The sequence below is a fragment of the Nocardiopsis sp. NPDC055824 genome (assembly GCF_053616335.1).
Map to the genome: position 1 here is coordinate 1 of NZ_JBSHDN010000181.1, position 12,819 is coordinate 12,819.

Annotated in this window: 12 protein-coding genes; 7 read left to right on the forward strand and 5 right to left on the reverse strand. The window is 75.0% G+C overall.

What is annotated here, in order from left to right:
• The first annotated feature begins 91 nt into the window (after positions 1-91).
• Positions 92-1,123 (forward strand): aldo/keto reductase, encoded by a 1,032-nt coding sequence (locus ACWGL3_RS25835; protein WP_267950115.1) that lies wholly within the window; start codon positions 92-94, stop codon positions 1,121-1,123.
• Between the two features lie 193 nt (positions 1,124-1,316).
• Here the strand turns inward: ACWGL3_RS25835 and gdhA are convergent, their stop codons facing one another.
• The gene (gdhA, locus tag ACWGL3_RS25840) at positions 1,317-2,684 is read right to left on the reverse strand and encodes an NADP-specific glutamate dehydrogenase (protein WP_267950116.1); all 1,368 of its coding nucleotides are present in this window, start codon (positions 2,682-2,684) and stop codon (positions 1,317-1,319) included.
• Positions 2,685-2,971: 287 nt separating this feature from the next.
• On the opposite strand from gdhA, the gene ACWGL3_RS25845 reads away from it, so the two are divergent.
• Positions 2,972-4,024, forward strand: a complete 1,053-nt coding sequence (locus tag ACWGL3_RS25845; RefSeq protein ID WP_267950117.1) for a Gfo/Idh/MocA family protein — start codon at positions 2,972-2,974, stop codon at positions 4,022-4,024.
• Positions 4,025-4,162: 138 nt separating this feature from the next.
• Here the strand turns inward: ACWGL3_RS25845 and ACWGL3_RS25850 are convergent, their stop codons facing one another.
• Together ACWGL3_RS25850 and ACWGL3_RS25855 are read right to left on the reverse strand one after the other, a co-directional pair.
• On the reverse strand, positions 4,163-5,731 hold the full coding sequence (locus tag ACWGL3_RS25850; RefSeq protein ID WP_452461891.1) for a hypothetical protein: 1,569 nt from the start codon (positions 5,729-5,731) through the stop codon (positions 4,163-4,165).
• A 314-nt stretch (positions 5,732-6,045) separates the two neighbouring features.
• The gene (locus ACWGL3_RS25855; protein ID WP_452461892.1) at positions 6,046-6,423 is read right to left on the reverse strand and encodes a hypothetical protein; all 378 of its coding nucleotides are present in this window, start codon (positions 6,421-6,423) and stop codon (positions 6,046-6,048) included.
• A gap of 84 nt (positions 6,424-6,507) precedes the next feature.
• Here ACWGL3_RS25855 and ACWGL3_RS25860 point away from each other — a divergent pair, with 84 nt between their 5' ends.
• From ACWGL3_RS25860 to ACWGL3_RS25870, 3 genes are all read left to right on the forward strand, one after another.
• Positions 6,508-7,341: a phosphotransferase gene (locus tag ACWGL3_RS25860; protein ID WP_452461893.1), complete on the forward strand. Its 834-nt coding sequence runs from the start codon at positions 6,508-6,510 to the stop codon at positions 7,339-7,341.
• A gap of 109 nt (positions 7,342-7,450) precedes the next feature.
• On the forward strand, positions 7,451-8,284 hold the full coding sequence (locus tag ACWGL3_RS25865) for an alpha/beta fold hydrolase (protein ID WP_452461894.1): 834 nt from the start codon (positions 7,451-7,453) through the stop codon (positions 8,282-8,284).
• Positions 8,285-8,293: 9 nt separating this feature from the next.
• Positions 8,294-9,166 (forward strand): helix-turn-helix domain-containing protein, encoded by an 873-nt coding sequence (locus ACWGL3_RS25870; protein WP_452461895.1) that lies wholly within the window; start codon positions 8,294-8,296, stop codon positions 9,164-9,166.
• A 9-nt stretch (positions 9,167-9,175) separates the two neighbouring features.
• Here the strand turns inward: ACWGL3_RS25870 and ACWGL3_RS25875 are convergent, their stop codons facing one another.
• Both ACWGL3_RS25875 and ACWGL3_RS25880 read right to left on the reverse strand, forming a co-directional pair.
• Positions 9,176-10,081 carry an NADP-dependent oxidoreductase gene (locus ACWGL3_RS25875; protein ID WP_452461896.1) on the reverse strand — a complete coding sequence of 302 codons (906 nt, stop codon included), beginning with the start codon at positions 10,079-10,081 and terminating at the stop codon, positions 9,176-9,178.
• Positions 10,082-10,288: 207 nt separating this feature from the next.
• On the reverse strand, positions 10,289-10,852 hold the full coding sequence (locus tag ACWGL3_RS25880) for a helix-turn-helix domain-containing protein (protein ID WP_267950124.1): 564 nt from the start codon (positions 10,850-10,852) through the stop codon (positions 10,289-10,291).
• Positions 10,853-10,892: 40 nt separating this feature from the next.
• On the opposite strand from ACWGL3_RS25880, the gene ACWGL3_RS25885 reads away from it, so the two are divergent.
• Together ACWGL3_RS25885 and ACWGL3_RS25890 are read left to right on the forward strand one after the other, a co-directional pair.
• Positions 10,893-11,417: a GNAT family N-acetyltransferase gene (locus tag ACWGL3_RS25885; RefSeq protein ID WP_267950125.1), complete on the forward strand. Its 525-nt coding sequence runs from the start codon at positions 10,893-10,895 to the stop codon at positions 11,415-11,417.
• A gap of 299 nt (positions 11,418-11,716) precedes the next feature.
• Positions 11,717-12,673 carry an EamA family transporter gene (locus ACWGL3_RS25890; RefSeq protein WP_452461897.1) on the forward strand — a complete coding sequence of 319 codons (957 nt, stop codon included), beginning with the start codon at positions 11,717-11,719 and terminating at the stop codon, positions 12,671-12,673.
• Positions 12,674-12,819: the final 146 nt, after the last annotated feature.

The window sequence follows — 12,819 nt, forward strand, 5'->3', positions numbered from 1 at the left end:
GCCCCCGTGCCCGCCCGGAGCGGGCACGGGAGCGTCGCCGCCGCAGGCGTGTGCCGTGCGGCTGCCGGAAAGGAAGAGGAACCGGATCACTGTGAGAACGCGCGAGCTGGGGCGCACCGGCATCGAGGTCAGTGCCTACTGCCTGGGCACCATGATGTTCGGCCGGGTGGGCAACCCCGACCACGACGAATGCATCCGTATGACCCACCGGGCACTGGACGCCGGCGTCAACTTCGTCGACACCGCCGACGTGTACGGCTACAGCGAGACCGAGGAGATCGTCGGCAAGGCCCTCAAGGGCCGACGCGACGAGGTCGTGCTGGCCACCAAGGTCAACGGCCGGATGGGTGAGGGCCCCAACCGGCACGGCAGCTCCCGGCGCTGGATCATCGCCGAGGTCGAGCACTCGCTGCGGCGCCTCCGCACCGACTACATCGACCTCTACCAGCTCCACCACCCCGACCCCCGGACCGACATCGAGGAGACGCTCTCGGCGCTGACCGACCTGGTGCGCAGCGGCAAGGTCCGCGTCGTCGGCTCCTCGAACCTGCCGCCCTCGGAGATCGTGGAGGCGCAGTGGGTGGCCGAGCGGCGCGCACTCCAGCGGCTGCGCACCGAGCAGCCCACGTACTCCATCCTCAACCGCGGGATCGAGAGGGAGGTCCTGCCGCTCTGCCGCCGCTACGGCCTGGGCGTGCTGACCTGGGGGCCGCTGTCCTCGGGCCTGCTGACCGGCCGCTACCGCAAGGGCGCCTCCCCCGTGGAGAACGCCAGGATGCACTGGATGCCCGAGCACCTGACCGACGAGCGCAAGCTCGACGCCGTCGAACAGCTCATCGTGGTGGCCGAGGAGGCCGGGATGTCCCTGGCCCACCTGGCGATGGCCTTCGTCGCCGCCCACCCCGACGTCAGCTCCGCCATCATCGGCCCCCGCACCATGGAACAGCTGGAGGACCTGCTGGCTGGCGCCGGCGCCGTACTCGGCGACGGCGTCCTCGACAGGATCGACGACATCGTCCCGCCCGGGACCGACATCGGCCCCCTCGACGTCTCCTACGACCCGCCCGCCGTCATCCGCCCGGAACTGCGCAGGCGCCCGGCCGACCAGCGGTCCGCGGCCTGAGACCTGCCCGCGTCCCCGGCACGGTCCCGGGGGTGGTCGCGCGCTCTTCCGTGCCCGGCCGTCTCCCCGGTCCGCCCGACCGGTCGGCACGGGAGCGGGTCCTCCTGCTCCGGTGGGTTCGCCGCCCGACCGGAGAAGGAGGGCCGCCGCCTCCGTCCTGGGGCCTTTCCCAGGCCCCGGACGGAGGCGGTGCCTAGATCAGGCCCTGGGCGAGCATCGCGCCCGCCACACGCTCGAACCCGGCCACGTTCGCGCCGAGCACGTAGTCGCCCGGGGCGCCGTACCTCTCAGCGGCCTCCTCGCACCGGTCGTGGATCCCCGTCATCACCTCGGCCAGCTCGGCCTCGGCGTGCTCGAACGACCACGACGTGCGCCGCGCGTTCTGCCGCATCTCCAGGACGCTGGTCGCCACGCCGCCGGCGTTGGCGGCCTTGCCCGGCGCGAACAGCACACCGGCCTCGCGCAGCACCTGGACGGCCTCGGGGGTGGTGGGCATGTTCGCGCCCTCGGCCACCGCCAGGACGCCGTTGCGGACCAGGGTGCGCGCCGATGCCGCGTCCAGCTCGTTCTGGGTGGCGGAGGGCAGTGCCACGTCGCAGGGCACGTCCCACACGTTGCCGCCCTCCACGTAGCGGGCGTCGCCGCGCCGCTCGGCGTACTCGGAGATCCGGGCCCGCTCCACCTCCTTGATCTGCTTGAGCAGGTCGAGGTCGATGCCCTTCTCGTCCACGACGTAGCCGCCGGAGTCGGAGCAGGCGACCACGGTGGCGCCCAGCTGCTGGGCCTTCTCCACCGAGTAGATCGCCACGTTGCCCGAACCGGACACCACCACGCGCCGGCCGTCCAGGCTCCTGCCCGAGCGCTCCAGCATCCGCTGGGTGAACAGCACGTTCCCGTACCCCGTGGCCTCGGTACGGACGCGCGAACCACCCCACTCCAGGCCCTTGCCGGTGATGACCCCGGCCTCCCACCGGTTGGCGAGGCGCCGGTACTGGCCGAACAGGTAGCCGATCTCGCGGCCGCCCACCCCGATGTCCCCGGCCGGGACGTCGGTGTGCTCGCCCAGGTGGCGGTGGAGCTCGGTCATGAACGACTGGCAGAACCGCTCGATCTCGTTGTCGGAGCGCCCCTTGGGGTCGAAGTCGCTGCCGCCCTTGCCGCCGCCGATGCTCATGCCGGTGAGGGCGTTCTTGAAGATCTGCTCGAAGCCCAGGAACTTGATCACCCCGAGGTTCACGCTGGGGTGGAAGCGCAGCCCGCCCTTGTAGGGGCCCAACGCGCTGTTGAACTCCACCCGGAAACCACGGTTGACGTGCACGTTGCCCTGGTCGTCGCGCCACGGCACCCGGAAGATGACCTGGCGTTCGGGTTCGCAGAGGCGCTCCAGGATGCGCTGGTCGGCGTATTCGGAGTGGCGGGAGAGGGCGGGCGAGAGGCTGTCGAGCACCTCCAGGACGGCCTGCTGGAACTCGGGCTCGTCGGGGTTGCGCCGCACCACGTGCTCGTACGCGCTTCGGACCCCCGGGTGGTGCCCGCTGCGGGCACCATCGGAAAACGGCATGCGAGTGCGTTCCCTTCTCACTGCTGGAACGGGCACCCCGCACGCCGTTGTGCCGGGAACCTCGATCGTCGGAGGAATCGGTTCGAGGAGACGGGGCCATGGGCTCATACAGGCCCTGTCCACCCGTGGTGTTGCCAGTGTATTGCCTTGACGTAAACATACTTTTGGGGGCATCGGTGCTTCCCGACCTCTGCGTTCGGCCGAGGAGGCGCGGGCGGAGGCACGCCCGGGAGCGCCTCCGGGAAAACCCGTTGTCCGCCCCGGTGACTTCCGGGAGGATGCCCCCCATGCGCATGGGAGTGGTGGGACTGGGGATGGGGCTGCACCTGGCGGTGTGGGCCGCCAGAGCGGGCATCGACGTGGTCGCGGTCTGCGACCGCGAGGCCGAACCGCGGCGGCGGGCGCGCGAGCTGCTGCCCGGCGCGGTCGCCGTCGACCGCTGGCAGGACCTGCTGGACCCCGGCCACCGCCTGGACGGGGTGGTGCTCGCCAACGACTTCGACGCCCACGCCCCGCTGGCGACCGCCTTCCTCGAACACGGCGTCCACGTGCTCTCCGAGTCCGCCGCCTGCGCGAGTGCCGAGGAGGGCCGGGCCCTGGTCGAGGCCGCCGACCGCTCCCGAGCCACCTACTCCTTCGCCGAGAACTACGTGCTCCACCCGCACGTGCGGCTCCTGCGCGAGGCGGTGGAGGCGGGAGAGGTCGGCCGGATCAGCCTGGTGGAGGCCGACTACCTGCACGGGATGTCGCCCGAGGCACGGACGGCGCTGATCGGCGACCCCGCGCACTGGCGCGGCCGGATCCCCCCGACCGCGTACTGCACCCACTCGCTGTCCCCGATCCTGGCGATCACCGGGGCGCGTCCCGTCGAGGTCACCGCCTTCGGCGTGGACGAGTCCTCTCCGCGCGAGGCCTCCACCATGGTGGTGCGCCTGTCCACGGGGGCGCTGGCCATCACCCGCAACGGGTTCCTCCAGGGCGAGTCCGACAGCCACTGGAGCTGGGTGTCGGTGCGCGGAACCCGGGGACTGGCCGAGTCGGTGCGCGCCGGGGGCGACCGGGCCTGGTCGGTGCGGGTCCGCCAGGAGGGCTGGACTCAGGAGGACGGCGTGACGCGCGAGGAGGAGCGCGTCCCGCCTCCGGTGACCCTGGACGGCGAGCCCCTGGAGCGCGGGACCGAGGGAACGGTCCTGCTGCTGCGGGGCTTTCGCGACACGGTCCTGCACGGCGCACCGCCCCTGGTGCCGGTGCGCGACGCCGTGGCGGCCTCCCTGGTGGGTGTGGCCGGTGCGGAGTCGCTGGCCCAGGGGTCCCGCCCGGTCCCCGTGCCGCAGGTCTGAGCCGCGCCCGCGAGCGCCGGGGGCGGCGCCGCGCGACACGTGAGCCCCGTCCCCGGGGACGCCGTGCCTTCCGGCGCACCGGACGGTCCCGCCCGGACGGCCCGCGGGCCCGCCGCGCCGTCGCCCTCCCCGTCGCCCTCACCCGGCGGCCCGTCCGCGGAGGAGGTCCAGTCGGCGGCGCACGGAGTCGGCCGCGGCACGGGCCGCGGGCGTGGGCGCGCGGCCGTTGCGCACGGGTGGGAGCGCCGGTTCGCGGCGGTCCCCGGCGAGGGAGGCGCGCATGAGCGCGAGGACCGCGGGATCCGTCTCCCCGGCCTCCCCGGCGCCGCCGGTGCCAGGACCGTCCAGCGGGGCCCCGGCCGGGTCCTCCGCGGCCCGCACGGGCCCCTCGGGCCGGGCGGGCCGGGCGGGACTCCCGGGCGGATCACCGCCCGTGCGGGCCGTCCCCGCACCGGGGTCCCGGCGCGGGTGGATGATCTCGCCGGGCACGCTCCGGCAGGCCCCGCCGCACACACGGCAGCTCCCGCCCGGGACGTTGCGCACGCCCGGGTGGTCGGGGCAGGTGCGCGGCGCCGCGCCGTCGGGGCCGACGGCGAACCCGGGCGGCTCGGCGAACGCGTCCCCGGGGTCCGGACGCCGGGGATCGGGTACCCCCTGCGCGAGCCGGGCCGTGCGCGGCGCGGGAGCCCACGGCGGGGCCGGGGCGCCTCCGCCGCCGCGCCGCACGCCCGCGCCGAGGCGGCCGTTCAGGAACCCGCGCGCGTCCTCCACGCCGCCCAGGCGGCGCATGAGCGCCGGGAACGGGCTGCGCAGGGTCTCCGCGCCCTCCAGCAGCGCGCCCAGCTCGGCCGTGCGCATCCCCTGTCCGGCGAGCCGGTCGAGGGCACCGGCCAGGGCCTCGCGGTCCGGGCCGGGGCGGCGCAGCACCGAGTCCGGTATCCGGGCGAGGAGGCTCCGGGCGAGCCCTCGCGGCCCCGGGGCGGTCACCCTTTCCGGTGCGGGGTCCGGTATCCGCTCCTGAGGACCGCCGCGCGTCGGCGCGCCGGGCGTCCCCGGGTCCGGTGCGGGTCCGGGGACCCGTTCCGGGCCGACCACGGGCGCTTGCACCGGCACCGGCAGGGGACGGACCCCTCGCGCGTACGCCCGGGCGGCCACCCGCCCTGTGGTGGCGCTCCCGCGGACGGAGCGCCGGATCGGGGAGGGGTCTGCAGGGGAAAGGTCTACAGGTCGTTCTGACCTGTCGGCCGGATCAGGATGAACGGTCGTTCGCACCGGAGGACAGGGGCGGGAGGCCGGGGACAACGGCTCCTCCCCCAGCACCCGGCGCACGCGGTTGACCTCCTCCAGCGCCTGGGCGGTGTACGCGTGCGCGGGGATCAGCAGCTCCAGCACCGGCGGGAGCCGGTCGGGCCACCGGCGCCCGGCGGCGATGTCGGCGCGGAAGAACAGGCGCGCCTGCGACGGGCCGAGCCTGCGCACCAGGCCCGCGCCGACGAGGTCGTGGAGCGCCCGTTTGACGGTGGAGGCGCTCATCGTCCCGCCGGAGCGCTCCGCGATCGTGTCGAGGTACAGGTAGCACCAGCGCCCGTCCGCGTCGGCGGCGTCGGCGATGATCGCCGCGACGGTGTGCGCGCGGGTGCTGGGCAGCAGGCCCGCCCTGAGGGCGTCGGTGATCCAGAGCGAGGGCATGAAGCCGATACCGCGCATGGCGCCCGGGGTGCGCCGGCGCGGACCGACGGGCCCCGGCGGGGGCTGCGACGCCTGCGTCGCCGTGTCCGAAGGAGACGACATGCGGGATATGGCCGTGACATCGGGGCCGAGTTGGATACACTCCACCACTAGCCGCCTTCCTGATGAGACCAGGTTGGGGGTCAGAGCCCGGCAGGTGCTACCAACACCGATGTCGGGCTCGACTGCTTTCGGGACCCAGAGTAGTGGAGCGAACACGGGTTCGGGTGCGGCTGTGGAAAACCCTCCCGGCCTTCCTTCGCACGTCCCGGAGCTCTCCGCCCGGGACCGGGTCAGCGGCCCGGTCGGCGCAACCGCGCGCGGAGTCTCCCCAGGCGGTCGGCGTTGCGGCCCTTCCAGCCCTCGGCCCGGGCACGGCGCTCCAGGCTGCACTCGACGTGCACGCCCAGCGGTCCGTCCGGCCACTTGCGCCACACCCCGGGCCTCCTGTGCTCGGCCCGCTCCTGCGCCGCCGCGCCCGAGTCTGCGTCCGCGCCCCCGCGTCCGGCGGCCAGCGCGGTCGCCGCGATCCGCCGGTCGGCCCTCCTGGCGATGCGCTTGGACAGGGGGATGTTGCGGCGCGAACTCTTGTCGTTCTCGCCGTAGTTGTTGCGGCGGTCCCTGGCGTAGCTCAGGGCCTTCTTCTCCTGCGGTGACCTTCGACGCGGCACGAGCCCTCCCCCTCCACCGACCCCGACCGTAGGATTCGACGCATCCCCGTCGCCACAGGTTTTCCGTGCACCCCGAGGAGAGCGATGCCCGCTGCTGCCGGCCCCGACGACGACGCCCGCGAAGACGCGCACCGGCTCGGCGGCGGGATGATGAACACGGTCTTCCGGCACGGCGGCCGCGTCGTGCGCACCGCCACCCCCGCGTCCCCCGCCCTCCACACCCACCTGCGGGCCCTGGCCGACACCGGCTACCGGGGCGCCCCGCTCCCCCTCCGGCTGCGCGGGGACGGCCACGAGGAGCTGACCTTCGTGGAGGGCGACGTGGCCCTGCCGCCCTTCCCCGACTGGGTGCGCACCGAGCCGGCCCTGCGCTCGGCCGCGGCGCTGCTGCGCCGCTACCACGAGGCCGCGTCCCGTGTCGGCGTGGACGCCACCGCGCCGTGGGCCTCGGGGGCGGCCGGGCTGGCCGATCCCGAGGGCGGGCCGATCCTGTGCCACAACGACCCCTGTGCGGAGAACCTCGTCTTCCGCGACGGACGCGCCGAGGCCCTGATCGACTTCGACCTCGCCGCGCCCGGAAGGCCCGTGTGGGACGTGGCCGCCCTGGCCTACTACCTGGTCCCCGCCCTCGACCCGGTCTCCGCCGCCGGGACCTGGAGCGAGGGCGCGGACGTGCCCCGCCGGCTCCGGTCGGCCGCCGACGCCTACGGCCTCGCCCGCGGGGACCGCGCCGCCCTCCCCGGCGTGATCGAGCAGTACACGGCCGTGGCCCGGACGTTCGTGGCGGCACGCGCGGACGGCGGCGAGGAGGCGTTCGTCCGCGCCCTGGAGCGGTCCGGGGGCTGGGACCGCTGGGACCGCCGCCAGACCTGGCTCGCCGAGCAGCGCCCGGTGTTCACCCGGGCCCTCCTCGACTGACGCGGGCGCGGCCCGCGCCGGGTCCTCCACCGATCCGAGGGGAGACGGTCGGCTCCACGACGACATTCGTACAAGACCGGTGCCTGCCGGCCCGTGCACCATCGGGCGCATGACCGAGTACGACGCCGAGCCCGCGCACGGAATGCATGTGGTCCACGACGGCCCCCGGCAGGGGGCGCCGCTGCTGCTCATCCACGGATCGGGAGCCTCGGGCGGCTCCTGGAGCAGGATGGTCCCGGCCCTCGCCGAACACCACCACGTCCTCCGGATCGACCTCCCGGGCTGCGGCCAATCACCGCCTGCGGCGTCCTATGACGTGTCCGTGCAGGCAGGCCGGGTGGCGGAGCTCCTCGACGGCCTCGGCCTCCGTTCCGTCACCGTGGCCGGACACTCCAGCGGCGGCTATGTCGCCACCGCGCTCGCCGAACGGCGTCCCGACCTGGTCGGCTCGATCGCCCTGATCAGCTGCGGTCCGAGCGTCGACGCGCTCCTTCCGCAGCCGCTCCTCCTCCGGGCCCTGCTGGGCCCGCCTCTCGGTCCGCTCCTGTGGTCGAGGCGCTCGGACGCGATGATCCGCAAGGGGATCAGGGCGACCGCTGTCCGTCCGGTGGATGTCCCGGACGACATGGTCGCCGAGGCGCGGGGGACCGCGTACCGCACGTTCAGGACGGTGCTGCGCCGGAACACGGAGTACATCGCCGAGCGGAGCGTGCCCGAGCGCCTGGCTGCCCTCGGCGTTCCAGTGCTGGTGGTCTTCGGCGCCGCCGATCCCCGTTGGGAGCCGTTGTCGGCGCACCGGTACGACGCGGTGCCGAACGCAAGGGTCGAGCGGTTGTCCGGCGTCGGACACATGCCCATGCTCGAAGCGCCCGAGGCGACCGGCGAGCTGCTCCTCGAGTTCACCGCGGCAGAGCGCCGGCACGCCGTCCCCGACGAGGCCTAGGATCTTCCCATGCTGCAGACAGGGGTGCCACCCGGCTGGGGGCTCGCGGACATCGCCGTCCCGCTCCCGTCGGATCGGCTGCCGGGCAGCAGCATGGCCGGGTTCCGCTACCGTGCCTCCGTGTTCACGGACGTCGCCATGGTCGCGCACCCCTCCGTCAGCCTGTTCATCGACCTGAGTGAGGGGGAGGGCCCCGTCTACCGCACCCGTGGACGATCCAGGCGCGGCAGTGTCGTGGTCGGACTCGTCCCCGGCGACCTCCGGACCGGTGGCTTGAGGGGCGAGTGCCTCCAGATCCGGCTGGATCCGGCCGCAGCGGGTGCGGTGCTCGGCACGGCGACCGGGCTCACCGGGTCCGTGGTGTCCCTCGCGGACGTCTGGGGCCGCGACGCCGGACGGGCAGAGGACAGGCTGCGCGCCGCCGCGTCGTGGGACGAACGGTTCACGATCGCGGGGGAGATCCTCGGCCGGCGGCTGCACGCCCGCCCAGCGGTCGACCCGGAGGTCGCCTTCGCCTGGCGGCAGGTGCGCTCCAGCCGGGGGCGGGCGCGGGTCGACGGCCTCGCGGACGAGGTCGGCTGGAGCCGCAAGCGCCTGTCGGCCCGCTTCCGGGCCCAGCTCGGCATCACGCCCAAACGCGCCGCCCGACTGGTGCGGTTCGACCACGCCGCCCGCCTTCTCGCCGCGGGCCACTCCGCCGCCGGTGTCGCCGCCGAGAGCGGCTACGTCGACCAGTCCCACCTGCACCGCGAGGTCAAGTCCTTCACCGGGTGCACTCCCACGGCCGTGGCCGTCGCTCCGTGGCTCGCGATCGACGACGCCGCGTGGCCCGGTGCGTCACCGGGTCGGAGCCCTGTCACAGGTGGGCGGACACGCCCCTGAGCGGACGCGTCAGGGAACCAGGACGATCTTGCCGGAGGACTTCCGCTCCCACTCCCGGTGGGCCTGCGCGGCCTCCTCCAGCCCCATCGCGCGGGACGCGGGCGGGGTGATCCGCCCCTCGGCCGCGGCCCCCAGCAGCGTTTCCAGGGTCTGCGCGGTCTGGTCCTCCGGCTTGGAGAGGAAGAGGACGCCCAGGTCGAAGGCGGCCGGGTCGGCGAGGGTGACGATCCGGTCCGTACCGCCGCGCAGGGCGATCGCGTCGGGGAGCGCTCCGTGCCCGGCCGCGTCCAGGACGGCGTCCACGCCCCGGGGTGCCAGCGCCCGCACGCGCTGGGCGAGCCCCTCCCCGTAGGGGATGGCGAGCGCTCCGAGCGCGCGCACCCGGTCCAGGTTCGCGCCGCCTGCCGTCCCGATCACCGTGATCCCGACCTCGACCATGAGCTGGACGGCGATCCCTCCGACACTGCCCGAGGCGCCGTTGACCAGCAGCGTCTCCCCGCGCCGGGGGTCCAGGACGCGCAGCGCGCGGACCGCGGCCTCCCCCGCCACCGGGAGAGCCGCCGCCTCCTGCCAGGTCAGCGCCTCCGGCTTGGCCGCGAAGGTGGACAGCACGGCGTACTCGGCGTATCCGCCGCCGCCTGCGGTCCATCCGGCGACGGCGTCGCCGACGGCCGTGCCCGTGACGCCCTCACCGACCGTGTCCACCACCCCGGCGGCCTCCAGGCCCGGCACGCGCGGTGCGGGCAGCGGCCTGCCCTGCGCCATCAGCCCCGAACGCGCCTTGACGTCGAACGGGTTGACGCCCGCGGCGCGGACGGCCACCCTCACCTGACCGGGGCCGGGTTCGGGGACCTCGGACTCCACGACGGTCAGGACGGACGGGTCGCCGTAGTCGGAGAAGCTCACAGCACGCATGGTTCTTCCTTCGGATCTGGGTGTCCGGCCCCGGGGGCGGCGGGAGCACGACTCGGCCCGGAGGCTCACCAGGCCGTCTCGCACCCTACGCACCGGGCCCGCGCCCTCCGTGCCGCGCCACGCCCGAAGACCCCGATCGGCGCCGACCGGTCGAAGGGACGGGGGCCGTCCGCCGTCACCGCACGGCCCGTGTCCCCGGGCGGTCCCTCAGGCGCCGCGCCGGGCGATGACCACCAGGTAGCGGCAGGGGGACCGGCCCGGGTTGTGGAACTCGCACGGCTCGGGCGGACCCAGCTGGAGGCAGTCCCCCGCCTCCAGGAGGTGCCCGACGGAGCCCTCGCGGAAGGCGAGCGTGCCGTCCAGGACCCAGATCTGGTGGTGCGTGAAGACGTAGGCCTCCACGGGGAAGGCGACCCTCGCACCCGCCGGGAGCTCCACCTCGACCAGTTCGATCGGGCCGCCGGAGGTCGGGGAGACCGCCCGGCGCACGTAGCCGGTGTCGGGGTCGGTCCAGGTGGGCTGCTCGTGGGAGCGGGCCAGGCGCCGGTCGCCCTGTTCGGCACGGGAGATCAGCTCGGAGAGGGTGATGCCGAGCGCCGCGGACAGGCGCCCGAGGAGGGAGGCCGTGGGCTGGACGTCGCCGTTCTCGATACGGCTGACCATGGTGCGTGAGACGCCGGAGAGTTCGGACAGCGCCGAGGCGCTCAAACCGCGGGAGCCTCGGAGTTCCTTGAGGGTCAGGGCGAGGGCAGAACCCAGTTCGTCGCTCATGTGTTCACTATAGTGACAGTCCCGGATTACTATAATGAACATGACTTCGATGCCCACCCTCACCGTCCGCGACGCGACCCCCGCGGACGCCGAGGTCTGCGCCGCGATCTACGCGCCCTACGTCACCGACACCGCGATCACCTTCGAGCTCGACCCTCCCGGTGCGCAGGAGATGGCGGCGCGGATCGCCGCCGCCCAGCGCGAGCACGCCTGGATCGTCATGGAGGACGCCGACGGTGTCCTCGGCTACGCCTACGGCGGCACGTTCCGCACCCGCGCCGCCTACCGGCGCACGTGCGAGGTCAGCGTCTACCTCGAGCAGGGCCGCCGCCGCACCGGAGCGGGCCGGGCCCTGTACGGCGCCCTCCTGCCCCGCCTGGCCGAGCGCGGCATGCGGGTCGCGGTCGCCTGCATGACCCTGCCCAACGACGCGAGCCTCGGACTGCACCGCGCCCTGGGTTTCGAGGACGTCGGCGTCATGTCGCGCGTGGGCTGGAAGCACGACGCCTGGCACGACGTGGCCTGGGCCCAGCTCGACCTGACCGCCCTCGCCCCCCGGCACTGACCGCGAGGAGGCGCGGCGGCTTCCCCGAGGGCCCTCGACCTTCGAGCCGGCCCGAGCCCGCCATCCGTCTCCCGCAGGCCCGCCGACCCGTCCGGAGCACCGGGGGCGGGAGACCCGGCGCGTCGGCCCCGCCACCGCGGGGGACGACGCCCCTCGCGCAGCGCCCGCCCGGCGGGGACCCGCATGCTCCCGCCGGGACCGGCAAACCCTCGCGCCGCCGCCCCTCCCGCCGGGGCCGGCTCGCCGACCGTATGCTCTGCCCAGGTCCCATCTCCCCATGAATCCCCTGGAGCAGCCACGTGTCCGCCCCCTCCGCACGCCACCGCCCCTCCGGGCTGGCGTTCGCGCTCGGCTCAGCGCTCGCCTTCGGCGGCTCGGGCGTGTTCGCCCGCCCCCTCCTCGACGCGGGGATGGACTCCCTGCACGTCACGTGGCTGCGGGTCGCCGGAGCGGCGCTCCTCCTCCTTCCCGTCGCCGCCGCCCACTGGCGGGTCGCCCGCCGCCGGCCCCTGCTCGTGCTGGCCTACGGCGTCTTCCCCATGGCGGGGGTCCAGGCCCTGTACTTCGCCGCGGTCGCCCGCATCCCCGTCGGCATCGCCCTGCTCATCGAGTTCCTCGGCCCGGTCCTGGTCCTGCTGTGGCTGAGGGTGGTGCGCCGCACCCGGGTCTCCCCCGCCGCCGTCGTCGGGGTCGTCCTGGCCGTGGCCGGGCTCGGACTGCTGCTGGAGGTCTGGGCCGGCATGCGCCTGGACGCGATCGGCGTGGCCCTGGCTCTGGGCGCCGCCGCCGCGCAGGCGACGTTCTTCCTCCTGGGCGACAGCATGGGGGAGGACACCGACCCGCTCGCCGTCATCGCCTTCGGCTCCCTGGTCGCCACGGTCCTCCTGGGGGCCCTCGCCCGCCCGTGGACGATCCCGTGGGGCCTGCTCGCCGACCCGGTCCCCCTGGGCGGTCTCCACGTGCCCGGCTGGGCCCCGGCCCTGTGGCTGGGGCTGGTGTGCACCGCCGTCGCCTACTTCGCCGGCGTCTCCGCGATCCGGCGCCTGTCCCCGCAGGTCGCCGGGGCCGTCGCCTACCTGGAGGTCGTGACCGCGATCGTGCTGGCGTGGGTGCTCCTCGGCGAGGCGCTGACCCCGGTCCAGATCCTGGGCGCCGCGGTCATCGTCACCGGCGCGTTCATCGCCCAGACCGCCGTCCCCGGCGCGCCGGCGCCCCCGTCGGACGTCCGGCGCGCCGACGCCACCGCCTCCCCCTGAGACCCCGCCCGCACCGGTCTGCGGGGCCGTGCAGGACCGCACACGGCGCCGGGGGCCGGCGGGGGGGGCGGGCCCCCCGCGGGCCCGCCCCCCACCCCCCCCCCCCGGGGGCGCGGCCCCCCGGGCCGCCCCCCCCACGGGGCCAG